The organism is Endozoicomonas acroporae, from assembly GCF_002864045.1.
Classification (GTDB): Bacteria; Pseudomonadota; Gammaproteobacteria; order Pseudomonadales; family Endozoicomonadaceae; genus Endozoicomonas; species Endozoicomonas acroporae.
Map to the genome: position 1 here is coordinate 1 of NZ_PJPV01000009.1, position 24,508 is coordinate 24,508.

The 24,508-nt window shown below is 49.3% G+C and carries 21 protein-coding genes and 1 riboswitch; of the genes, 7 read left to right on the forward strand and 14 right to left on the reverse strand.

Annotated features, from left to right (window positions below):
* Nucleotides 1-699 precede the first annotated feature (699 nt).
* Nucleotides 700-1,122: a pilin gene (locus CX664_RS28035; protein ID WP_101745161.1), complete on the forward strand. Its 423-nt coding sequence runs from the start codon at nucleotides 700-702 to the stop codon at nucleotides 1,120-1,122.
* A 511-nt stretch (nucleotides 1,123-1,633) separates the two neighbouring features.
* Here CX664_RS28035 and CX664_RS01625 read toward each other — a convergent pair.
* On the reverse strand, nucleotides 1,634-1,906 hold the full coding sequence (locus CX664_RS01625) for a hypothetical protein (protein ID WP_101745032.1): 273 nt from the start codon (nucleotides 1,904-1,906) through the stop codon (nucleotides 1,634-1,636).
* Between the two features lie 652 nt (nucleotides 1,907-2,558).
* On the opposite strand from CX664_RS01625, the gene CX664_RS01630 reads away from it, so the two are divergent.
* Nucleotides 2,559-3,299, forward strand: a complete 741-nt coding sequence (locus CX664_RS01630) for a DsbA family protein (protein ID WP_101745033.1) — start codon at nucleotides 2,559-2,561, stop codon at nucleotides 3,297-3,299.
* A gap of 350 nt (nucleotides 3,300-3,649) precedes the next feature.
* On the opposite strand, the gene CX664_RS01635 is transcribed toward CX664_RS01630, so the two are convergent.
* The 6 genes from CX664_RS01635 to CX664_RS01660 all read right to left on the reverse strand — a co-directional run bounded on the left by CX664_RS01635 (nucleotide 3,650) and on the right by CX664_RS01660 (nucleotide 10,223).
* Nucleotides 3,650-4,081: an H-NS family histone-like protein gene (locus CX664_RS01635; RefSeq protein WP_101745034.1), complete on the reverse strand. Its 432-nt coding sequence runs from the start codon at nucleotides 4,079-4,081 to the stop codon at nucleotides 3,650-3,652.
* 780 nt (nucleotides 4,082-4,861) lie between these two features.
* Nucleotides 4,862-6,577 (reverse strand): AMP-binding protein, encoded by a 1,716-nt coding sequence (locus tag CX664_RS01640; protein WP_101745035.1) that lies wholly within the window; start codon nucleotides 6,575-6,577, stop codon nucleotides 4,862-4,864.
* Nucleotides 6,578-7,059: 482 nt separating this feature from the next.
* Nucleotides 7,060-7,365, reverse strand: a complete 306-nt coding sequence (locus CX664_RS01645) for a GIY-YIG nuclease family protein (RefSeq protein ID WP_101745036.1) — start codon at nucleotides 7,363-7,365, stop codon at nucleotides 7,060-7,062.
* A 104-nt stretch (nucleotides 7,366-7,469) separates the two neighbouring features.
* Entirely contained in the window at nucleotides 7,470-8,678 is a 1,209-nt protein-coding gene (locus tag CX664_RS01650; protein ID WP_101745037.1) for an aromatic amino acid transport family protein, read from the reverse strand.
* A gap of 239 nt (nucleotides 8,679-8,917) precedes the next feature.
* The gene (locus tag CX664_RS01655) at nucleotides 8,918-9,250 is read right to left on the reverse strand and encodes a PBPRA1643 family SWIM/SEC-C metal-binding motif protein (protein WP_101745038.1); all 333 of its coding nucleotides are present in this window, start codon (nucleotides 9,248-9,250) and stop codon (nucleotides 8,918-8,920) included.
* A gap of 124 nt (nucleotides 9,251-9,374) precedes the next feature.
* On the reverse strand, nucleotides 9,375-10,223 hold the full coding sequence (locus CX664_RS01660; protein ID WP_101745039.1) for a CvfB family protein: 849 nt from the start codon (nucleotides 10,221-10,223) through the stop codon (nucleotides 9,375-9,377).
* Between the two features lie 174 nt (nucleotides 10,224-10,397).
* On the opposite strand from CX664_RS01660, the gene CX664_RS01665 reads away from it, so the two are divergent.
* The gene (locus CX664_RS01665) at nucleotides 10,398-10,790 is read left to right on the forward strand and encodes an acyl-CoA thioesterase (RefSeq protein WP_101745040.1); all 393 of its coding nucleotides are present in this window, start codon (nucleotides 10,398-10,400) and stop codon (nucleotides 10,788-10,790) included.
* A gap of 342 nt (nucleotides 10,791-11,132) precedes the next feature.
* Here the strand turns inward: CX664_RS01665 and CX664_RS01670 are convergent, their stop codons facing one another.
* Nucleotides 11,133-11,864 carry an META domain-containing protein gene (locus CX664_RS01670; protein WP_101745041.1) on the reverse strand — a complete coding sequence of 244 codons (732 nt, stop codon included), beginning with the start codon at nucleotides 11,862-11,864 and terminating at the stop codon, nucleotides 11,133-11,135.
* A 167-nt stretch (nucleotides 11,865-12,031) separates the two neighbouring features.
* On the reverse strand, nucleotides 12,032-12,199 hold the full coding sequence (locus CX664_RS26115; protein ID WP_163371649.1) for a hypothetical protein: 168 nt from the start codon (nucleotides 12,197-12,199) through the stop codon (nucleotides 12,032-12,034).
* Nucleotides 12,200-12,212: 13 nt separating this feature from the next.
* Between CX664_RS26115 and trhA the strand changes: the two genes are divergently transcribed.
* Together trhA and CX664_RS01680 are read left to right on the forward strand one after the other, a co-directional pair.
* Complete coding sequence (gene trhA, locus CX664_RS01675) at nucleotides 12,213-12,887, forward strand: PAQR family membrane homeostasis protein TrhA (RefSeq protein WP_101745042.1); 675 nt, start codon at nucleotides 12,213-12,215, stop codon at nucleotides 12,885-12,887.
* 222 nt (nucleotides 12,888-13,109) lie between these two features.
* Entirely contained in the window at nucleotides 13,110-14,321 is a 1,212-nt protein-coding gene (locus CX664_RS01680) for a cysteine peptidase family C39 domain-containing protein (protein WP_180966348.1), read from the forward strand.
* Between the two features lie 215 nt (nucleotides 14,322-14,536).
* Here the strand turns inward: CX664_RS01680 and CX664_RS01685 are convergent, their stop codons facing one another.
* The 5 genes from CX664_RS01685 to moaA form a co-directional block, all read right to left on the reverse strand.
* Entirely contained in the window at nucleotides 14,537-16,381 is a 1,845-nt protein-coding gene (locus CX664_RS01685; RefSeq protein ID WP_241693476.1) for a DEAD/DEAH box helicase, read from the reverse strand.
* 593 nt (nucleotides 16,382-16,974) lie between these two features.
* The gene (locus CX664_RS01690; protein ID WP_101745044.1) at nucleotides 16,975-17,946 is read right to left on the reverse strand and encodes an aldo/keto reductase; all 972 of its coding nucleotides are present in this window, start codon (nucleotides 17,944-17,946) and stop codon (nucleotides 16,975-16,977) included.
* 223 nt (nucleotides 17,947-18,169) lie between these two features.
* Complete coding sequence (locus CX664_RS01695) at nucleotides 18,170-19,342, reverse strand: alpha/beta fold hydrolase domain-containing protein (RefSeq protein ID WP_145999754.1); 1,173 nt, start codon at nucleotides 19,340-19,342, stop codon at nucleotides 18,170-18,172.
* Nucleotides 19,343-19,497: 155 nt separating this feature from the next.
* On the reverse strand, nucleotides 19,498-20,421 hold the full coding sequence (locus tag CX664_RS01700; protein WP_101745046.1) for a hypothetical protein: 924 nt from the start codon (nucleotides 20,419-20,421) through the stop codon (nucleotides 19,498-19,500).
* A gap of 383 nt (nucleotides 20,422-20,804) precedes the next feature.
* Nucleotides 20,805-21,797, reverse strand: a complete 993-nt coding sequence (gene moaA, locus CX664_RS01705; RefSeq protein ID WP_101745047.1) for a GTP 3',8-cyclase MoaA — start codon at nucleotides 21,795-21,797, stop codon at nucleotides 20,805-20,807.
* Nucleotides 21,786-21,914: riboswitch (molybdenum cofactor riboswitch) on the reverse strand. It overlaps the preceding gene by 12 nt.
* Before the next feature lie 584 nt (nucleotides 21,915-22,498).
* Here moaA and mobB point away from each other — a divergent pair.
* Together mobB and moeA are read left to right on the forward strand one after the other, a co-directional pair.
* Nucleotides 22,499-23,041: a molybdopterin-guanine dinucleotide biosynthesis protein B gene (mobB, locus tag CX664_RS01710; RefSeq protein WP_244910611.1), complete on the forward strand. Its 543-nt coding sequence runs from the start codon at nucleotides 22,499-22,501 to the stop codon at nucleotides 23,039-23,041.
* 73 nt (nucleotides 23,042-23,114) lie between these two features.
* Complete coding sequence (moeA, locus tag CX664_RS01715) at nucleotides 23,115-24,353, forward strand: molybdopterin molybdotransferase MoeA (RefSeq protein ID WP_101745048.1); 1,239 nt, start codon at nucleotides 23,115-23,117, stop codon at nucleotides 24,351-24,353.
* Nucleotides 24,354-24,508 lie beyond the last annotated feature (155 nt).

Sequence of the window (24,508 nt, forward strand, 5' to 3'; positions counted from 1 at the left end):
GTGTAACCGTGCATTATTTCAATGTGTTTGATGTGTACAATCTCCGTTCACCCTGAGCGGAGTCGAAGGGTGATTGGCACAGTCTTTATTCAGGGCATGGAGCTTACGCCCTTCGACTCCGCTCAGGACGAACGGAGTTTGGGCGTCATTGATAGAGAGAACCCATCAAATACATTGGAACCGTGTAACCGTGCATTATTTCAATGTGTTTGATGTGTACAATCTCCGTTCACCCTGAGCGGAGTCGAAGGGTGATTGGCACAGTCTTTATTCAGGGCATGGAGCTTACGCCCTTCGACTCCGCTCAGGACGAACGGAGTTTGGGCGTCATTGATAGAGAGAACCCATCAAATACATTGGAACCGTGTAACCGTGCATTATTTCAATGTGTTTGATGTGTACAATCTCCGTTCACCCTGAGCGGAGTTAAGGGATTGGAGCAAGTGTCGGCTCACAACAAGGAGAGAGATCCATAAAAGCCGTGTTTAGCAAATCTCTGGTTTTAGTGTTGTGACACATATCAAACCATGTTACTTTTTTCGTGTTCTGCGGAGTTATAAAGATGATAACCATAAGCTTTTAGCGGAATACACACTGAGAAAGGACGATGTACCCAGGGTAGGGTGGTTAAAAGACGCATGTCTTGTAAGAAGATGCATGCTAAAAAAACTATAAATGATGTTCCCGGGGGACAGAAAAATGAAAAAACAACAGGGTTTTACGCTGATTGAATTGATGATCGTTGTGGCGATCATTGGTATTTTGGCGGCTGTGGCTATTCCGCAGTATCAGAACTACACAAGAGGTGCGACTGCCACTTCTGCTATTGCAGAAGCCGCTGCCTATCGAACAGCTATTGCAATTTGTTCTCAGACAAATAGCGGTGTACTGGATGACTGTGATGCAGGAGACGAAGGGATCCCTGTTGTTGCTGGCCAGGTAACTGACGTAGCAAATGGTATTATCACTGTAGATGCTGGTGATTTCACCGGTGATGGTAATAATGACGACGTTACTTTAACACCGAACACAGTCGGTGGTGTTATGCAGTGGGCAATTGAGGGCGTTAATGGTTCAAATTGTGGTAACTTTATTGATGGCTGCCAAGATGCGGCTCAATAGTAAAATGATCAACAGCAAGGTATTTAAGGCGGAAATCGCTAATTCATGACCTCTTTCCCACACTCCGGTGTGGGAATGCATACCCGGTAAATGTCTTTCTAAGAAACTCCCACCGATTGAAGCACTCCTCGACAAACCAGCACCAACTATACGAAACAACACACGTAAGAGTCTGGTTCAATCGAACCGATGCTCTGGATGGAAATACATACGGTTGTTCGCAGATACTCTTGTCTCAGCTAATTTAGCAGGAATCTTGAGGCAGGGATTCGCATGGAGGCGAGGTTGTCGCGAAAGGTAGGCCTTAGGCGTTTTTTTTGGAATTACAAAGTGCACGAAGAGCACTAAGCCTTTGAAAAATTACTTAGTGCTCTTCGTGGTTCCAGTGCTTGTAAGACTTTCGCGACAGCCTCATGCCCGTGGGAACAAGATCATAACCTAAACGCAAGCCTGAAATACCAAGAGATCATTTTCACTCAGCACCTCAAGCCTTCACGATCCAACCAAAAACTCAGGCATTCGGATCAACAATCACATGAGCGCCCTTTTCCGCCGCCATCTTACGGCAGGCTTTATAGTCACGGTCACTGGTGATATAAAAAGTCGGAGCAATATTGACAGTAAGGTCCGGAGCCATTCCACGTCCACCGGATTGTCTTTCGGCATTGACCTGGCCCATTGAGTAACAGACCATACCCTGTTTTTGAAGATCTTCCGCCTTATCAGCAGCCTGAACAGCACCGGCCAATAACATTCCCGCTACAGCAACAGCAATTACTTTCATTGTTTCAGTCCTTTACGTGTTTTTTTAAGGAACTGTTGTTATCGGCCCCGGCTGCGATCATTTAGCCGCTTAATGGGTTTTTCTGGCAAATGCCTGAAGCCAATACAACACCTGCAATGAAGTATATTTGGCTTCTCCAATCTCACTGGCTGATACCGATAATCTGTTCTTTCGGGTACTCCAGCGGTCTTGACGCCAATGGCACTGACTTAAGCGTGAAAGCCTTGACATAGTTAAAAGACTTTCACCACAAAGGCACAAAGACACAAAGGAAGAAAAAAGAAATCTTTTCTTTGTGTCTCTGTGCCTTTGTGGTTCAAATTCAAATCTATCAACCTATATCAATGTCCCTGTTTACGGGGCTTACAGGCTTAAGTCAGTGCCATTGGTCTTGACGCTACGGCTTCAATCGGTCTGCTATCCCTATAAAAACCATACGCAGGTTGGACCCGATGTACTTTGATCTTGATCAAGTTTTTCCGGAGTCCCGGCTTTTTTGATCAGCAAAGGCAGCGATTAATAAATAAGCAGAATAAAAACAGCAATATTTACAAGATTATTGCCTTAACCAATGGCGACTGCATTCCATTACCGCCCGTCAAACCGGTAAGATGGTGAAAAACACTCCTGATCACTACATTGGACGTTAACCATGAAAAAGCTGCTGGCCATTGCCGCTACCGCACTTATCCTGCCAATCAGCAGTCAGGCCGCACCGCTGGACCGGGAACAGCAACAACAGGTCAAAGAGCTGGTGCGTGAAGCCCTGATGGAAAACCCTGAAATTTTTCTCGATGTTGTCAATGAGTTGAAAAAACGGGAAGAGTTAGCCAAATCACAGGCGCAAAACTCGGTGCTTACCAGCAATATGGCCGAGCTGTTTCACAGTGATGATCCCTTTGCCGGTTCCTCAACCCCCAAACTGACCATTGCCTACTTTGGTGATGTGAACTGTGGATTTTGCAAACGGCAGGACCCGGTTCTGGAAGTGCTGGTCAACAATTACCCTGACCTGAAAATTATCTATAAAGACATGCCCATCCTCGGGCCCAGTTCAAGAGAGGCGGCGGCGCTCTTATTGGCAGCCAGGGCTGAAGGTAATGACGCCTATCTGGCGCTGCATAAAGCATTGATGTCTCATCGTGCCCGGCATGACTCGGCTTCCATTGCCGGTATTGTCAGAAAACAGGGGCTGGATGTGGAGGCACTGAAAACCGCCGTAGTAGATGATAAAGAGATTAACAAACAACTGGACCGTAATATCATGCTGGCCCAGAGGCTGGGCATTACCGGTACTCCGGCTCTGGTGTTCCCCGATGAGGTGGTTAGGGGGTTTAACCAGGAAAATGTTCTGAAGGAGATGATTGATAAAAGGCTCAGGCAAATCAAATAGGCAGGAGTGAAAGCAACAAAGGCGTGAACTCCGGCTCACTAAGTAGTTGGCCAAATGGAATCGTATATTTCTGGCTAAGTGGGCAGTTACTATGCAAGGCGCAACGTAGGGAGCATAGCCGTAGCTATGTGACCGGAGTTGCAACGCCGCAGAGTGACTGTCCACTTAGTCAGAAATATATGATTTCATTTGGTTAACTACTTATTGTGCCAGGCACCCTTCGACTCCGCTCAGGATGAACGGAGATCAGGGTGAATGGCAATCAGGATGAACGGAGATCGTGTTCCAAACCGGCAGGTTAATTAAAGACTGTTCCTGCCAAGCTCTTTAATAAGCAAGGGTTTAAAGCATCAGATTTCAGCAACGATACAGGCCTTGCGATCTTTACCGGTTCGCTCAAGATAGTCTGAGAAGTCCGCAGGAATACGCCCGGTTGTTGCCCCTTCCCAATCCACTGATGAACCATCAACGGCTTCGTAGCGAAACAAATAACGCTGGCGTGTTTTTCCTTTACGGCCACCGCTGCTTTTCTCTTCTGACAGGTCTTTGATATCACCCAGGGAGAGACCAAGCTCTTTAATCTGTTTAACCACCGCATCCAGCGCTTCTTTTTTGCGGGCCTGCTGCTCTTCCACCTCCATTTGAGCCATCACTTTTTCTTCGTAAATGGCTTCAATGCGACCGATGACGCGCTGAAGGTCTTCAGCGTGCATATCGTGAAAGAGCTTGCGCACCTGAACTTTAGACTTCAGAACACCGAGAGCTTCATCAAAAATATTCATGGTTTGAACCAATCTGGTAAATCAAAGGATCCATTAAACGCAGGGTTTAAAATTGGTAAAAAACTTAACATTGACAATTCTGCCTGTAAATAGACAAAAGCCCGTGCATAGCTGGTAAAAAAGTTGATAAAAAAATGAGCATATTTTCCCATTACCTCGCAAAAATGTGTTTTCAGACATCGTTATGCGTAAGTAGTTAACCAAATGAAATCATATATTTCTGACTAAGTTGTCAGTCACTCCCGGCAACTGCTCCTGCGTTGCTCTAGCTCCTGCATCCATGCAGTCGTGCGGCGTTGCAACTCCGGTCACATAGCTACGGCTATGCTCCCTACGTTGCGCCTTGCATAGCAACTGCCCACTTAGCCAGAAATATACGATTCCATTTGGCCAACTACTTAACAGCCAATTACATTACGATGAAGCCATGAATCATAAGGGATAATACGAAGAATCAGGTTCCTCATCACATGGTTTGGGGTGTCAGTAAAGGTTAACAGTTAAGGTAGAAATCAGCAGCATGAAACAGGAAAGATTAATTAAAGCCAGAATACTGATCAATCATTTACTCACATTTCAGGAAAAAATAAAAAGTGGCCGCCTGCTTACTTCATGAAAGCCTGATTACTGAGTTTAATTCATATTCAAAAATACGCCAAAAAACCGGAACTCTGGCTGAAACTGAATCAATGGATTGAAGCAATAAGTTTCAAGCATATTAAAAGTCAGTTTAATTACAAAGCCCCGGAACACTTACCGGGGCTTTGCTGATGCCTAAAATCAGGCAGCCGTTTCGTGCTTCTTCATCTCTTCGGCGCGAAGATCTTTCCGCAGAATTTTACCCACTGGCGTCATTGGCAGAACATCCCTGAATTCAACCTGCTTTGGCACTTTATACGCAGTCAGGTTCAGTCGGCAGTACTCCTTGACCTCTTGTGCCGTTAAGCTTTTGTCCTGTGGAATAATAAAGAGTTTAACGGCCTCGCCGGTTTTCTTATCGGGCACACCAATAACGGCACAGTTCTGCACTTTCTCATGCTTGGTAACCACATCTTCCACTTCGTTGGGGTACACGTTAAAGCCTGAGACCAGCACCATATCCTTAACCCGGTCGACGATTTGCACATAACCCTGTTCATCGATAATGGCCACGTCTCCGGTTTTAAACCAGCCTTCGCTGTCAATCACTTCTGCCGTGGCTTCCGGGCGCTGCCAATAGCCTTTCATCACCTGCGGGCCTTTGACACAGAGTTCCCCACGCTCTCCCAATGGCAACTCATTGCCCTGATCATCAATGGTCTTCAGCGCCGTGCCGGACATTGGCAAGCCGACAGTGCCCAGCCTGGAGTAACTGCCTGCAGGGTTCAGGGATACCACGGGTGAGGTTTCAGAGAGACCATAACCCTCGGAAATCGAACATCCCGTGATTGTTTGCCAGCGGTTGGCAACCGCCGCCTGCAAGGCAGTACCACCGGACATGGTTAACTGCAGTTCACAAAAGTCCAGGTCTTTAAACTCCGGGTGATTCATCAAGCCAACAAACAGTGTGTTCAGGCCGATGAAGATATTCACCTTGTGGGGCTTCAGGGACTTGACGAACGTATCCATATCCCGTGGGTTGGCGATCAAAATGCTGTGTCCACCCTGATGGAAGAATGCCATCAGATGCACGGTGAACGCGTAGATATGATAAAGAGGCAGGGGCGCAACTGCGGTATTACCATCAGGCTTTGCCACTGGCACACCATTATCATCGGTCTGGGACAACACATTGACCGTCTGCAGTACATTACTGACCAGACTGCGCTGAGTCAGCATAGCGCCTTTGGCCACGCCGGTGGTGCCACCGGTATACTGCAACACCGCCACATCATCAGGGTTGGCCGGTAGCGGTTTACTGTACCGGGATTTTTCCCCAAGCTTCATGGCCTGATTGAAGCTCAGCGCCTGTGGCAGCTTGAATGAGGGAACCATCTTCTTGACATGCTTTACCGCCAGATTAATCAGTGACCGCTTCGGCCAGGGCAGCAGGTCGGCCAGCTCAGTGACAATCAGGTGCTTGATGGGCGTATCCTGAATGATTTCCTCCACCAGGTGGCCAACCACATTGAGGCAGACCAGCGCCTTGGCTCCTGAGTCGGTAAACTGATGCTTCATCTCCCGGGCGGTGTAGAGCGGGTTGGTATTGACAATAACCAGACCAGCCTTGATTGCGCCATAAACGACGATGGGGTACTGAATAAGGTTCGGCAGCTGAATCGCGATACTGTCGCCGGGCTTCAGTGTCGTATGGTTCTGGAGATAGGCAGCAAACCGGGTGCTAAGCTGATCGATTTCGTTGTAGGTAACCGTTTTGCCCATGCTGGTATAGGCTGGCCGGTCGCCGTATTGATGGACTGCATGTTCAATGACTTCGCCCAGGTTTTTGAACTTTTCAAGATCAATTTGGTCTGCAATACCTGGGGCGCGTTTGCCATCCCAAAAACTGGCTTCCATGAACACCTCATACTTATTTTTTGTTGTTATCGGAAGGCGATGAAACAGTTATTTCCCTGGCCTGCTTTTTATGAGGCAGGTGTCTTACAAAAATCCTTTTTGCTTCATCTATTTCTGAGGATCATACTATCTAAACGTTCAACCTTGAACCTAAAATGATAATTTATGCTGCTTTTTGTGCTAAAAAGCTTTCGGGCCAGTACATCATTTCGATGCGTTTGAGGTGTACAATCTCGCTTACCCTGAGCGCCCTTCGGCTCAGCTCAGGATGCACGGACGAAGGGTGATTGGCACAGTCTTTATTCAGGGTATGGTGTTTACGCCTTTCGACTCCGCTCAAGACGAACGGAGTCTGGGCGTCATTGATAGAGGGAACCCTGCAAACTCATCGAAATGATGTGCCAGGGGTCAGAGGACAATGGGAACCGACCAGCTTCGGAGCGTGTTCTTCAGGCTTGTGCGACACTCTCTGCTCCCGGGAGTCAGCGATGGGTATTAAGCAATTTCCCGGCCCAGAGTTCACAGCAATTTTCCGGTGAGGTGAGCAAACTCAGCTTTTGTGGACGAGTCAGCTTTTTGATGGCTGCTTCCCGTCGGCTGGCCGAAGAACGGTCATGATTACCTTCCAGGTAGACCAGCTGCTGTGGCTTCCGCCCCCTGAAATACCTGGCTCCCCCGACCGTACCGCAATGTTGACGCCAGCGCCGTTCAATATCCGTGGTGATGCCGGTATAAAGGCTGCTATCACTGGCAAGAATTATGTAAACCGACCAACATCCATCCGACATTCTTTGCTCTTCCTGAACGATACCAAGTTGCTTTTTGATCCAATTGACCACGGCAGGAATTGTTCGGGGCCACTGAAATAGTGAGTCTATTCTCAGAGAGCCTTTCAGCCAATAGAAGGTAACATACCACCGATCACCCCAAACTGGGCAACAATCACCAAAAGTCCAACAATAATGGCAATGGCCAGCGCCGGAATACCGCCAGCCACTTGATAGGGTTCTTCCATATGAAGCTTGCGAACCTTCCAGACCAGGGCCACGGGAATAAATACCGCCAGAATCACCAGGGCCACAGCGGCGTAACCCAGGGCAGTGACAAAACTCCCCGGCATAAAAATAGCCGCCAGCAGCGGAATCAATAGCGTGAGCGTGATGGTTTCGATGCGCCCCCAAATACCATGGGAGCGACCAAACACTTCTGCCAGATAGTCAAATAACCCAAGAGCCACCCCCAGGAAGGACGTGCCCAGGGCAAAGGCAGCAAAGGCACTGATCATATAATCAAAACCGGACGCACCGGAATGGCGGCCGATGGCATCCATCAGCGAGGGTACACCATCCGGACGGTGTGCCATGGTCACCACCACCGCAGAGGAAACCACACCAATCACCACCGCCATCCAGATCACATAAATGCTGAACGGAAGGGCGCTGCCACCGATCAGGGCATAGCGAAACCGCCGGGGTTTTCCCTGCACATACTGAACCACGGTGGGTACCGCACAGTGATAGCCAAATGAGGTGTATAACACCGGCAGCGCCGCGAATAAAATGCCAGGGGTACTGTTCTCCAGCCCAAGATTACTCAAACTGACCTCGGGCAGCAGTGACACCACGATAAACAGCAGCAGGGCCAGCATCAGTGCGAACATCACCCGGTTGACCACATCAACCACCCGGGTACCGGTCACCACCAGAATGGCAACCAGCAACACCACCACCGTTGCCGTGATGCGAAAAGGCAGATGAATCCCCTCTTTGGCCAGCAGGCTGCCCAGCACGTTGGCACTACCGGAAATGTAAGCTGCGCACAGGGAATAATAGAGGAACAGCATGGCGACCACGGCAATACCCTGGCCAACCGGCCCCATCAAACGCCCCATAACGCCATGCAGATTCTCTGCTTCGGGGCAGGCCCGGCAGGCCTCGGCAATCAACAGACCGCCATAGGTTGATAACCCCCACATCAAAAACATCAGGAATACGCCCCAGCCCAGACCGGTCAGTGCGGACACCAGCGGTAATGCCAGCATGCCTGCACCAATGGAAGTACCGGCGACCAGAAGGCTGCTACCCAACGTCTGACTTTTCATATTCGGTCCACCTGCTTGATAAAACAAAAGCCACTAAAAGTGGCTTTTGAAAGTGGGAAACTTATATAAAATAGATCGACAACATGGCTCTATAAATAACCTGCCAGTACTAATAATGGACTGAATTAGAATTTTTTCTACTTATCAGATGTTTTTGCCAGCAATCTGATGGGAGTTTGACCCGGGGCCTGTAGAGTTTTTTTGCCTGCTCGCAGTAAACCCTTAATAGACCCTGGCTATCAGGCGCAGCACTTTTTATATTTTTTCCCGCTACCACAAGGGCAAGGATCATTCCGGCCCGGCACTTTTTCCAGTACTGTGGTTTTGGGCGTATCCTTCAACAGTTGCAGGGCAGAGGTGTCCTCTGCGGCTTCTTCATCCACGTGAATCTGGCAAAACCAGCCATTCTCCAGAAACTCTTGTTCCAGCTCAGCCCGGCGCTCTTCGGTCTGCACAGTAAGAACGGCAGGGTTCTTTTCTGTTCCGAGACGGGCTTGTTTTTTACCGTCGAAAACCCGGTAGGCCTGTTTATCGTCAATTTGAAGATTGGTCTGGGTATAAAATTTGCCCATTTGATCACCTGTTAAGCTGGAAAATGTTGACTTCTCGGAACGAGAGCAAAAGGGAAATGCAAAACCGGAGCAGTTTACTGGAAGTGCCCGTCATTAGCCACCGACCAATTCTTTCCGGTACAGCTTATAAAAGACGAATGCCATCTTCATCAATGCTAATCAGGCGTTCTTTGTATAGCCCACCAATCGCCATTTTGAACACCCGTTTGCTGACCGAAAATTCTCTTTTAATAATCGCAGGGTCAGTACGGTCATTAAACGGCAAAAAGCCCTTCTCAGCCTTTAGCCTGGCAACAATCAACGTACCCAGGTCGCTCATTTCCTGCTGATCAAAGCCGGGCTTTTTCAGGCATAAATCCAGTTTCTGATCGGGTCGGACCCGTTTGATAAACCCGTCAAACTTCATGCCCATCCGGATTGGCTGGTCGATATCCTGGTCAAAAATAACCCCCAGGTATTTATTGTCAACAATTGCCGTATAGCCAATATCCGTACGGTCACAAACCATCAGAGAAACCGCTTGGCCATTACTGTACCGATGGGGTGTTTTGGACGAGATGATCGGCAGAAATTTGCTTATTTTTGACGAGGCAACGATCCGATAGCTCTGCTGTTCCTGATAGATATACACGACATAGAACTGGTCTTTGACCATGCGCTCTTTCTGTTCACTAAAAGGCACCAGCAGCTCTTTTGGCATATTCCAGTCAAGGAAAGCACCAATACGGTTGGTATCGGTGACTTTCAGGCAGGCGAATTGCCCTACCTGAGCCTTGGGGCGGAGTGTCGTCGCAATGGGGACATCATCAGAGTCCAGGTAGATAAAAACATCCAGCTCATCCCCTACCTGGCACCCTTGTGGCACAAAGCGTTTGGGCAGCAGGATGTCGTCCAGCATCCCCCCCTCAAGAAATGCACCAAAATCCAGAAGATTGACCACCTTCAGGTGGTTCATGCGACCTATTCTAACCATGAGCCTGTCCGGCAATAAAAGCGGGCGGGGATTATATCATTGCCGTGAAGGCTCTGCTGTTATCAGCAGCAAAAATAGTGTCTGTTATTTATGGCGCGAGAATTGCCTTATTAATGTCATATAAATTATTCACAATAAATCTGTTGTCATAATAACCAGGCAAGGAGCATCAGAATGAAGTATTTTTCACGCCGCGCGGTAAAACCCGGCGACCTCAACCCCGCATACCGACTGTTTGGTGGCACACTGCTGGCCTGGATTGATGAGGAAGCCGCTATCTATGCTTCCTGCAAAATGGGCCCGGGCAAGTTGCTGGTGACAAAATATATGTCAGAAATCGACTTTGTCAGCTCAGCCGCCTGCGGTGATATTCTGGAATTCGGTATTGAAGTGGTCAGTACTGGTAAGACCTCACTGACCATCTGTTGTGTGGTACGCAATAAGGTCACCCGACAGGTGATTATCGTCGTTGATCGTATTGTGTTTGTCTGTGTTGACGAAATGGGCAATCCGACTCCGCACCATATCAAGGCGGAGAGAGAGTCAGATGTGCCGGAAATGGCTTGATGTCTTGAGTAAGTGTGCACCAGTGTATGGTTCAATGAGTTTGACGTGTACAAACTCCGTTCACCCTGAGCGGAGTCGAAGTTTGACGTGTACAATCTCCGTTCACCCTGAGCGGAGTCGAAGTTTGACGTGTACAATCTCCGTTCACCCTGAGCGGAGTCGAAGTTTGACGTGTACAATCTCCGTTCACCCTGAGCGGAGTCGAAGGGTGCTTGGCACGATCTATCAGAGTTCGGAGTTTCCGCCCTTCGACAGGCTCAGGACGAACGGAGTGCGGAGGCACGACACCCCGTCAAACCCATTGAAACCATGCACCAGTAGCGCACTTCACCCACAAACGACTCAGTGATTTGCCGGAGCAGTCTTAAGCTGAACAGTGGGCTTCACCGCAGTAGTAAACATCACCTGACCATTCTGGATCACCTCCGCCAACAGCTCATAGTTGCTGCCCGGTTTCACCAGTTCAGGTGCATAGTGGACCACATAATCCACTACATCCACCGCCCTGCCTACCCGGATTCGATCAATGCCAATGATGCCAGCCGGGTCATCGGGCATGGCGCTATCTTGCAGAACCACAATAATTTCAGAGCCTGGAGCAAAAGTGCCTTCACTGGCAGTAATCTGACCGCTCACATTGGCTGATTCGGTCACGTAGGTCAGTTCCTGGTCACCGCTGGCGCTGTTCAATACCAGTCCATGTTCTTTTATGGTGATATTGTCCAGTTTTGGGAACATTGCCAGATACTCAGCTTCACTGGTCATCAATGGTGGCGGGCAGGCCGCTCTGCTACTCCCCATTGAGGTAAAGTGAATTTTATGGCTGGCAACCTGATAGTTGCCAAAGTAGCGGTTACAGGGTGCCTGGCCACCAATACGTCCATCCAGGGCAGTGGCAGGGCGAAGCTCCATGGTGACTCTCGGGGCCGATGCCGGCTGACCGTTCATTGTCGTCAATACCCAGGTTTTGTTCTCAACCAACCGGGGCTCAACACTGGTCAGCTTGTGGGAGCTGCACCCGAACAGGGCGGCACCTGCAACCAAAACAATACAAGAGTGGATCAACCTTTTCATGTCATACTCCAGCAACGGGAATAAAGATAAACTTGCAGGCTGTCGGACTTAAGCGTGGGTGGTAAGGGTCGTCTAAGTTCGAGAGACTCCTGCGGGACAGCCATCAGCGATAGCCTGTAGAGGGTGACTGCCGGGGGCAGATAACCTTGGCAAGAATACCCCTTTGATCAGCCAGCAAAGCAGAAACTGATAGTGTTAAAGTAGTCGATCATCAGGTATTGCTGCCATTCTAATTTTCCACCCGACCCTGGTGTCTGGGCTACATTCAGGATGACCTGATAATTCCCATGCATCAGGGTATAAGATTCAGTATGATCAGCAGCACTGGCACCCATTAAAAACCGCTTTATGGCTCCGAAATCTACCGCAGGAAACCAACTGATCAGCCGTGGCTACAGCCTGGCTGAAGAGATTGCCAACAGTATTACTCACGGTCTGGGGGCTCTGCTCAGTGTCGCCGGTCTGACGCTACTGGTCACCTATGCCGCCCATCAGGCCGATGTCTGGCGGGTGGTCAGTTTCAGTATCTACGGCAGCACCCTGATTCTGCTGTTTCTGGCCTCTACGCTTTACCATAGCTTTCAACATCCAAAAACCAAGCGCGTCTTCAAGATGCTGGATCACTGCTCCATCTATCTGCTGATTGCCGGAACCTACACGCCTTTTCTTCTGGTTAGCATGAGAAGTGTGACTGGCTGGATTCTTTTTGCTGTCATCTGGACCCTGGCCGCCCTGGGCATCATCTTTAAGGCGGTGTTTGGGTCCAGGTACAAAAAACTGTCGTTAAGCACGTACATTCTGATGGGCTGGCTGGTTCTGGCGGCCTCCAAAGAGCTGGCAGAGAACTTATCAACCAATGGCATATACTGGCTGGTTGCCGGTGGCTTGCTTTATACCGTTGGCGTGATCTTTTATTTATGGAAAAAGCTGCCTTTCAATCACGCAATCTGGCATCTCTTTGTATTAGGAGGGGCGGCCTGTCATTTCTTTTCGGTTTTATTCCATGTATTACCGCCAGCTTGAAGAAAAATAAATTTTTTCAGTTTCTCTGGAAACTATTTGGCGATCACTCAATCAAAACCATCACATCATTTCGATGAGTTTGATGAGTACAATCTCCGTTCACCCTGAGCGTCTTTCGACTCCACTCAGGGTGAATGGAGTCCGGAGGTCTATGAAGGAGTCTGTCAATTACATCGAAACCGTTTACTGGTAATAAAGTGAAGATACTGGTTTATGATCCCCTTGAATGAGCCCTCATCCGGCTATACTGCTCCGAAAACAGACATCGCTCTGAAAGACGAAGTCATCTCTCCATGTAAGCAAACAGGAGATTCCAGTGGTCATCTGGTTAAACAGGTTCCACCAATACTTTCTACCTTGAAACAAGGTCCGTCATTGTCCTCCAATGGCCGAAAACCATTTCATGAAAAAACAAGGCTACACAATACCGGGCTTCCCATTATTCAAATTAACGCCAGTGAGCTGTCAGGCGAGCCTGCCTCACACATGTCAGAACTGACATCACCTGGTCGGCGTACGCCGCTTAATTCACCCTCTGGCAAGATTAGTCAACCCTTTTATGAACCAACGCCGGAACTTATGACCACACTGTTAAAATTAGCTGGCATCCCCTCTTCTGCTTTCCAGAGACAATACCCGTCAGTATCTATTATTGACACCGTTTATGATGGCGACAATGCCAAGCGTGAACAAACCAAAAAGACGGTTGAAGATATTATTGCCCTATATGATCTACTTGATGACACAGGTTTTAAAAACCATCTGGCAGCGGAAGGTCTGAAAGAGGAAATTTTTGATGAAAATCATTTTATGTGGAATAGACCGGGTTCTCTTCTGGAAGTTGTTGTCCAGTATACTTTCCAGGTTGACCCTGTTCTCAGGAATATATCGTTTTACGGAGCGCATGGTTATATGCTCTCATTTCTTGACCATGAAATTTTAAAAGTGCATCAACCTATAAGAACAGAATTTATCAAGGAGTCTGAAAAGTTTAAATCGGTTGAGGTCAAATACACCTGTAATGAAAGACCAATCATTCAACAACAAGCAACCAGAGGCTGTACTTATGCTGCCGCAGCAATGCTGATGCATCAACATCACCGCACCTTTTCGGTAAGTGCCTTAAAGTCAACCAACCTTGGCAATGACAGGCTGATACGTCGAACATTATCTACTGCTGGCCTGACCCCGATTAAAACCCGGTGTTCAAATCTTGAAAAACTGGCCAATGCGGTTTACAAGCGTGGGTCTGCAATAGTCTCAGTAGGCAGATGCAAATCGGGAGGACACGTCATTATTGTTGATGCGGTGACAGATACATCTGTTCTTATTCGAGACCCATACCACGGTTGGGAAATCGAGATCAGCCGGGATGCTTTTGAGAATTCCTGGGTAAGGGACGCCATTCAGGTGAAACAGCTGATAGAAAACTGATAAATTCCCGGTTTCAGGAGTTGTCTGGAAATAACTTCCACATTTCCAATTTGCCTGGTGAGGAGAAAACCTTGCCACGGAGACACGGAGGCACAGAGGAATAGATTTTTTCTTTTCTCCGTGCCTCCGTGTCTCCGTGGCAAAAAGAGGAAATTATTCCGAGACAAATCCCAGAAAGTCCGGGCTACTGGAAAAACCAATAGCCCGGAATGCTATTAACGATTGCCGCTATTATCACGACGTGGACGACGATCGCCACCACGGCCACCTTCACGACGGGCACCGCCTTCACGGCGACCACCTTCGTAGCGACCACCTTCGTAGCGACCACCTTCGTGGCGACCACGACCACCATCACGTCGGCCACGGCGTTCTGTTTGAGGCTCGTCACCGGTCCACAGTTTCAACTCCATTGGCCGGTTGCGAATCCTGGCACCTTTCAGGGCTTCAATAACGGTCTTGTCCATCCCTTCTGGCAGGTAGACTGACGAGCAGTTATCAAACAGTCGGATATGACCAATGCTCTGTCCGGAAATTTTGCCTTCATTGGCAATGGCTCCCACCAGGTCACCCGGGTTGATGCCCTGGTCGCGACCCAGTTCGACACGATAACGGACCATGCCATCATTGTTGCGTTCACGGCCACGCTCACCACGTCTTTCGCCATCACGACGTCTTTCGCCACGATCACGGTCACCACGATCACGGCCTTCACGACGGGGCTGCTCCGGCTCTTTGGCATCCGGGAATGGGCGTTCTTTCTGGGCCATAAAGCAGAGTGCTGCTGCCATATCTTCATAGCTCAGGGCATTTTCCTGCTCAAGCTCGGCGACAATCTCACGGAATACATCCAGCTCTTCGCCCATGTCCATCGCTTTGACGACATCTTCCTTGAACTGACGGATACGAATATCACGCACGTCACTCATGGAAGGCAAACGCATGGTATCAATACGCTGTCGTGTAGCACTTTCGATGGCACGAAGCATCCTGCGCTCACGATGGGTAGCAAACAGGATCGCAGTGCCCTGACGGCCAGCACGCCCGGTACGGCCAATACGGTGAACGTAGGCTTCTGTATCGTAGGGGATATCGTAGTTCACTACGTGGCTCATACGCTCAACATCCAGGCCCCTGGCCGCTACGTCGGTAGCAATCAGAATATCCAGGGATTTTTTCTTGAGACGATCCACCACTTTCTCGCGCAGTGCCTGACTCATATCGCCATTCAGCGCCGCCGCAGCGAAACCACGGGCTTCCAGTTTTTCCGCCAGTTCAACCGTGGCGGTTTTGGTGCGCACGAAAATGATCATGGCATCAAAGGATTCCACTTCCAGAATCCGTGTCAGGGCATCCAGCTTGTGGAAACCGCTGACCATGCAGACCTTCTGGGTAATGGTGTCAACCGTTGCCGTTTTGGCTTTGATCTCCACCGTAGCAGGCTCTTTTAAGTGAGTATCTGCAATTTTGCGAATCTGGTAAGGCATGGTGGCAGAGAACAGGGCCACCTGACGGTCAGCGGGCGTCTGCTCCATGATCCATTCGATGTCATCCACGAAGCCCATGCGCAGCATTTCATCCGCTTCATCCAGAACCACGGTTTTCAGGCTATCCAGCTTCAGGCTTTCACGACGCAGGTGGTCCATGACCCGGCCCGGCGTACCGACAATCACATGGGCTCCACGCTGAAGGCTGCGTAATTGGCCGCGCATATCCTGACCACCGTAAACAGGCAGCACATGGAATCCTTTCATGTGACGGGCGTAGCGTTGAAAGGCTTCTGCCACCTGTATTGCCAGCTCACGGGTCGGCGTTAAGACCAGAACCTGCGGATCGCGCTGCTTCAAATCAATGGCTGACAGCAATGGCAATGCAAATGCGGCTGTTTTACCGGTACCGGTCTGCGCCAGACCCAGAAGGTCACGACCTTCCAGCAGGTGAGGGATACTTTGTGCCTGGATGGGTGACGGGCTCTCATAGCCGACATCCTGAACAGCCTTGATTACCGCTTCCGACAGGGGCAGGTCCGCAAAAGTCATTGCGTTGTTGGTATCAGTCATTTGATACTCCGTAAATTCATTCTTTGCCATAAAAATGCCGCCATTTTGCTGTCAAAAGCTGTCAGGATCAGACGGCATTTGATCGTCCGGTAAACCGGCTCATGGTGCTGGCGACGTTTGGAGCAAACAGAAATAGGATGGCAGTACACTTTTCCGACGCTGTTCCAGTAGCATTCGGAAAATTTGCAGCCATGGACTTCCTGGTGCCGCTATCCGGAACGCCCCTCTGATCGCATACAGAAAGACGTTACCGAATCGCCTGTGAGGTCCACGACTGCGTTTGGAGAGGCTTGATGAACAAGCTTGGCCTGCATTGGCAGAGGATAATAAGATCTATTGATCTTCCAGTGACTGAGCTCTTGATTGCCATAGACTTTCAAAAGAGCGGACAATTTACTTTTCAGCCGGATTAAATGCAGGAAACGAAGTGCCAGGACTTCCCAACAAACCCCTGTGTCCATAAGAAGGACTGCACATGGGGATAGAAAAAGATCTGCTAGTCTAGCGTGTTTTTTAGACAGTGAATACTGTTTTTATCCCTGAATGAACTAGGGAATTATCACATCCAGGGATATTCCCCCAATCGTTTCAGGCTACGGCAGCGCCCGGCCCCGGGCACTCACATACAACTGGTACCACTGCTCACGACTTAACTGAATAGTCTCAGCTTCGCTACAGGCCCTGATACGCTGGGCATTTGTTGTGCCAATCACCGGCTGGATACCTGCGGGGTGGCGCATCAGCCAGGCCAGCACAATAGCCTCTCTGGAAACACCCTGCTGCTCTGCAAACGTTTTGACCAGCTCAGCCGTTTTCTGAATAGCCTCAGGCTCACCATGAGTATCTTTCCCAGTGAACACACCGTTGCTCAGGCAACCCCAGGCCTGCAGCTGAATATTGTGGCTGCGACAATATTCAACCGTGCCCGGGGTAAAGCTGACCGCCTGCCCTTCCGGGTGATTGAACAGCACACCTTCATCCAGCCAGTCCAGATGGGTCAGGCTCATCTGCAACTGGTTGACCACAATAGGTTGATCAAGGAATGACTGAAGGTATTTGATCTGGTGGCCATTCATATTTGACACGCCAAAATGCTTGACCTTGCCATCTTTCTGCAGCTGATGAAACGCCCCGGCAACCTCCTCTGGCTGCATCAGCGGATCCGGTCTGTGCAGCAGCAGAAGGTCCAGATAGTCGGTGTTTAAACGGGCAAGACTCTGTTCCACACTGTGCAGAAGCCAATCCCGGGAGAAATCGTAGCGATTGGGAATGTTCCCTTCGGCGAAGCGAATGCCGCACTTGCCTTGCAGGAATATCTTCTCCCTCAGCTCCGGCCGATCACCCAGCACGCCACCAAATACCTGCTCAGCCTTACCAAAGGTATAGATATCGGCGTGGTCAAAGCAGTTGATGCCGCTCTCCAGGGCACTATCCAGAAACTGGTGCGCCTGCATCAGATGATCCTTTGAAACCGGGTTATTATCCCAGCCTCCACCCAACCCCATACAGCCTGCTGCAATTCTGCTGGCTTCAGGCAAGAAAATAGTCAGGGGAATTCGATTCATAAGACTCCAACCCAATCGGGTTACTTAAGTAGTTAACCAAATGAAATCATATATTTCTGACTAAGTGGGCAGTCACTCTGCGGCGTTGCAACTCCGGTCACATAGCTACGGCTATGCTCCCTACGTTGCGCCTTGCATAGTAACTGCCCACTTAGCCAGAAATATATGATTTCATTTGGCCAACTACTTATTATATGGTGCAGACATAGTAACATTGATTCACTCAAAGGTACTTTACCATTTCATAAGTCAGTACTGCGTGGCTATTGCCGGAAAATTCCTTGGCAAATACCTGCCCGGGATCCAGCTGACCATGATGAAGCGACTTTATAAATTCTGACATACGAGCCCCTTTCGGGATAACCGGATCATCACGATGGTTCAGTGATACGATGTAAACCTTACGGTCAATCAGTTTACGCATAGGGGCTTCAGCATCCAGATTCCCACCTACCAGCCAGCCCAGAAAATTGGCCAGTCGGGGCCGGTCTGGCATGACAACTCTTGGCGCTGTGGTAAACGAGTCATGGGACAGTAACTCGACCCTTGAATCATCCTGCCCCCCTCTGGCTTCAAGGTGTCTGGCAAGCGAGACGGTTGCCACACCTCCGCCAAGAGAAGTGCCAGCGACGTAGACATACTCAAAATTTTCCAATGCATATCCCAGGGCCGCAGCACCATCCTGAACAACGGTTTCATAGGTTGAGAAAGGCAGATAACCCGACAACCCATCGCTCTGGTTTAACCCCGTCCCCCTGTAGTCATAAAGAATGACCGGGCATTTTTTTTCTGACTGTATTCGTCCGGGTGCTGACCCCGGATGAAGACAACCTCTACCCAGTAGCTGTGAAAGGACCATACCATTTGGATTGTGATAAAGAACGCATTGACTATTATTCGGGTCCCAGTCGGGGGGATAACAAATCACGCCCTGCAATATGATGCCCGAATCATGTTTAATCGGGAGCTGCTCAAACCGAAAGCCATTGGTATTGTTTGCCTCACAGGCTTCCTTAACAATCTCACGACTTTCCTGTAAGCCTGGAAATTTCGCCAGACACGGGAACTTGTCAGGAAAAGTCTTGCCAAGCCATGGAAACACTTGCGATCGCACCAGGGCAATACCAACAACCTTGGCAACCCCCAGCCTGTTTTCAATCATCCAATGAAAAGGCGTCAGGACAACCGCAGATCTTGATAAAATTGAATAGCAGGTTCCGGGGACAGAACAAATAAGATCCTTAGCCTGGGATAAATAACTATCAGGCTCGACGGATTCAGCAGAACGAGCCCCCATGCGCGACTTTTGGTCATTATCAGGGCATGCTTCCTTCGCCCGACTCCTTAACCAGGGTGATTCATAAGCGTATCGATCAGCAATAGTTCCGTAAGTCATAACAGCCTCTTTATTCTAATTCTGAGTATCGATTCAGAAAAATCATTGTTGCAGTTAGAAGACAGAAAAGCGGCCATGCCCTGTCAGGCCAGCTTAAATGAATATCCCGTCGCTCCCGGAAGATGAAAAGAAGATAATTCAAGGTCGAAAAGCCACTACCTTAGTAGCACTTCAAAAGCAACATCAACTGAACTTTTATTTTCCAGACGAAACTGTTTCAGTTCTTCTAACGTGTAGCCGAAATCACTACAGCCAACGGGCAGTCTGGCCGTTTGTTTACCATGATCCATAAAGATAGCAATGTGTCTAAAAGAAGAGCGTTCAAGTATTTTCGGATCAGGTTCAGCAACGTATTTCCTGAGCACTGCCACCTGTGGTGCAGGCATTGCTTCCTTGGTTCTCATTCCTTGTGCAAGAAATTGCTGAAATGTTTTCGATGGGGGAACAAGAACTCTTCCGGAAAAGGCATCAATTCGGGCTGATATAGAATCAGCCGAACCCAACCCAATACTTTTTTTACTTAACTTTCTATCTGCTGTTAACTGAACTATCGTGCAGTCAGCGCCCTCGGAATCCACCTTTCCCACTACTTTTACAATATCGTTCTTTATCAGAAAATCCAGGCATCCTTTGTTTCCTTCAAGGTCCTTGATCAGCATCAATTTTGTTATATGTTGATCTTCATTAAAATCAGGCTCGGTATAGCTGCGTACCAGCTGAGAATAACTGGAAAATCGTATTGAGCACTGCATAAACCTTTCGCCATTTTCCAGCTTTAATCTAAGGCCGCAAGAACCATCACTATGGGTAAATTGCTTAGGTAGCACCTTGTAAGTTTTACCATCAGTAGCGCATACATAGTCGTAGGTAGTCGGCCTGGCAGGAATACTGGCCGATCTGTCAGCGATGTTAACCGGATTTGGCGTGCTGGCTGCACCTGGCGGATCATCAGGAATACTCATGCGGCTGAGTGAGGCTTGCAGATCCGCTACTCTGCTGTCATCACTTGACCCGGGATTGAGAGGATTTGTCTGTGGATGTACCGGAAGCTGATCAGAAGAACTCGTTATTGGATTCATGTTAAAGCACCCATCACTAAGTTGCTGCGTGGAGCAAGTTAGTCGGGTTTCATTAAAATAAGTTCCCTCTACACGTTATGTTCGACTTTATTCAATAAATTGATTTGGTAGTGTACTGGTCATCGTTTCGATGAGTTTGATGTGTACAATCTCCGCTCAGGACGAACGGAGTCAGGGTGCCATTGATAGAGAGAATCCATCAAATGCATTGAAACCGTGTACCATCTCCGTTCATCCTGAGCGTCCTTCGGCTCCGCTCAGGATGCACGGACGAAGGGTGTTTGGCACGATCTATCATAGGCCGGAGTTTGCGCCCTTCGACAGGCTCAGGACGAACGGAGTGCGGAGGCACGACACCCCATCAAACTCATTGAAACCGTGTACTACCCTCCCATCTGGGAAAGGTTATCCGTGCCACCCGTCCAGCCCTGTTCAAGAAAATGACTGTCGTCTTTAAGCCGCAGTGAATCACGAATTCGAGCCACCAGCACTTCCTGCTGATCATCGCTTTGCAGAAGGTCTCTCAGATCAATGCCGGACTCAGCAAACAGACAAAGCTGGAGCTGCCCCAGACTGGTCACCCTCAGTCGATTACAGTCGTTACAGAAGTCCTTGCTGTAAGGCATAATCAAGCCAACCGTACCTTCATAATCACTGTGGCAATACTCCTGGGCAGGCCCGGCATCAGCCAGACGCATTTTTCTTACCCAGCCGCGAGCCAGGAGCAGTTCCTGAATCTGTTTCCCCGGGAAGTGGTGCTTCTGGAAAAAATCCTGATTGTTCCCGGTTTGCATCAGCTCGATAAAACGAATAGAGACGGGATAATCCCGGATCCAGTCAAGAAAGGCATCAAGTTCATCATCATTAATGCCTTTCATCGCCACCGCATTCACCTTGATGGATGGCAGACCATGGTCAAATGCGTGTTGAATACCAGCCAGAATTTCCCGCAGCCGGTTGTGGCCGGTAATCAGCTCAAAGGCCCGGGGGTCAAGACTGTCGACACTGACATTGATGGCATCAATACCCGCATCCAGCCAGTCCATAACCCGCTGATCCATTTTGTAGCCGTTGGTGGTCATGGCCAGCTTCTTTATGCCGGGGATCTGCTTGATGGTTCTGACAATGTCGGAAAAGTCCTGACGTAAGGTAGGCTCCCCCCCGGTCAGACGAATTTTTTCCACACCGACCGCAGCAAAAGCCGTTACCAGACGACGTATTTCGTCAATGGTCAGTGCTTCACTGTGATGATGGTCAAGGCAGCCGTCAGGCAAACAGTAATTGCAACGAAAGTTGCACAGGTCTGTGACTGACAGTCGCAAGTAAGGGAATTTCCGTCCCTGACGGTCCTGCAGCTCTGGTAAATTAGAATGCATAGAACACCTTTCCAATCGCGGGAGGCTGCAAAGTTTCTTCTACAGCCCTGGCAGCCAGTGATATGCACTCTGGCTGCGGCTTCCAGTCCATAGGATCATAAGTAGTTAACCAAATGAAATCGTATTTTCTGACTAAGTGGGCAGTCACTCTGCGGCGTTACAACTACGGTCACATAGCTACGGCTATGCTCCCTACGTTGTGCCTTGCATAGTAACTGCCCACTTAGCCAGAAATATACGATTCCATTTGGTCAACTACTTACCCATTAGGTACCGAAGCTCGGCGCTCGCTTGTTAATTCAGTTTAATCACTACGTTAAACAACCTCATTTGACTTTTAAAAAAAATTCCCGGGAGATCGTTTTATCAACAGCCAAGTGAATCCTACCTGCTTATTTCTCGAAAAACCATGCTATCAGGTACTATTGTTTTACAGGATTATCAGGCAACCCTGCTGCCCATGGCCCCCTTTTGATTGATGAAATATCCGGGCTGACCCTTATGCTAGGAGCCTGTCCGAGAATAGACTGCCCTACTGCGGTGGCAGCAAATTGGTCTAAAAAGTCGGAAATTTTTAGCAAATAGAACCACTATTCACTAAAAATTTCCGACTTTTTATCCTCAATTTTCTGCCATCCTCGCTACGGGCGCTATTCTCGGACAGGCTCCTGGCAGGTTGCAAAAAACGAAAGATGTCTTCTATGATGATACCCCCAAAGATCAGTGCCACCATCCCGGTTATTGGTATCGCCGCCTTTAGCGGTACCGGTAAAACCACGCTTATCGAGAAGCTACTGCCACTGTTAGCTGGCAAGGGACTTCGAACCGGTGTGGTCAAAGCCTCGCATCACAGGATAGAACCTGATCCACCGGAAAAAGACAGTTATCGTTTACGCCATGCCGGTGCCAGCCAACTGGTGTTGAGCATGCCTGGTCGCTCTCTTTGCTATACCGAGTACCCGAATGGATATGAACGACAGCTGCAGGAGCAACTGCAACTCCTCAATCAGGATCAGCTGGATTTAATCCTGGTGGAAGGTTTTCGTGAGGCTCCCATCGCTAAAATCGAGCTTCATCGCAGTGATTATGACAAGCCCTTCCTGTTTACTGAGGACCCCCATATCATAGCCATCGCCTGGGATGGCAATCCCGGCATCAACCTTCCTGGCCATCTGGCAGAACTGGATATCAACAGCCCCGAACATATTGCCAGCTTTATTGAAAACTATTGTCATGAAAAATAGCTTGCATCACCACCTGGCATAACAGAGAGTTAAGCACGCTATTTTTTTCCACCCGCTATGAACGAGGGCAATCATGAGCGACTGCTGTGCCACTGATGGATTAATAAGGCTGGAAGCAGCACTGGCAACCCTGATCAGCAGTGTAAAGCCAGTATCCGGAACCGAGACCGTTGCCCTGGAAGACAGCCTTGGCAGGGTACTCGCAGAGCCTCTCGTATCGCCTATCAATGTGCCCTCCCATGACAACTCGGCCATGGATGGTTATGCCCTGGCGCTGAAGGATTTGCACAACCGTGATACTTTACCCCTGGCAGGCCAGTCCCTGGCCGGTCACCCTTTTTCCGGGGAGATTCCCGCCGGACATTGTATCCGCATTATGACCGGGGCCAGCCTTCCATCAGGTGCCGATGTGGTGGTCATGCAGGAGCAGACTGAAACCACAGAACAAGGCATTCGTTTTCTTTGGAAACCGGACCAGCCCGGTAACAATATCCGAACAGCGGGGGAAGATATTCCGGAAGGCACCCGGGTGTTTACACCGGGCCGGAGAGTTCGCCCTCAGGATATCGGGCTGCTGGCCTCGCTGGGTATTGCCAATGTCACGGTCTACCGGAAAGTCAAAGTTGCGGTGTTTTCCACAGGTGATGAATTAAAGCTGCCCGGTGAGCCATTGAAACAGGGTGATATTTACGACAGTAATCGTTTTGTTATCAAGGCCATGCTGAAAAAAATGGCCGTCGACATCATCGACCTTGGCAGAATTCCTGATGACAAAGCGGCGTTAAGAGAAGCCTTTCGGCAAGCCGATCAGGAAGCTGACGCAGTGATCAGCTCCGGAGGCGTCTCTGTCGGCGATGCGGATTACACCAAAGACATTCTTGATGAGCTGGGGGAAACCGGCTTCTGGAAACTGGCCATCAAACCGGGCAAGCCATTTGCCTTTGGACAGCTCCCGAACAGTGTCTTCTTTGGCCTGCCCGGTAACCCGGTATCGGCTACCGTCACCTTCCAGCAGCTGGCCGCGCCAGCATTACGCCACATGATGCACCAGCAACCGGAACCAAAAGTGGAGCTTACACTGGCGACGGAAACCCCGCTCAGGAAGCGCCCGGGACGCCGGGATTTCCAGAGGGCAAAGCTGGTTTACCGGGAATCCGGTGAACTGCAGGTTATGTCAACCGGTCATCAGGGGTCTGGAGTTCTCAGTACCATGAGTCATTCTGACTGCTATATCGTACTGGCGGAAGAAGATGGTGATAAACCAGCGGGTGAGCTGGTGAATGTGCAGCTGTTTGATGACCTGCTGAAATAAACCAGCCACAATAGAATAGCCTGCTCGTTTATTCGCCAGGCTATTCCCATTTCTCCTCTAATTTAAACTAACGTTTATCCTTCACTCGATGACCACCGATGTGGAACTTAATCTCGAATATCGGGTCAATTTTATATGCTTCCGTAAAAGAACTG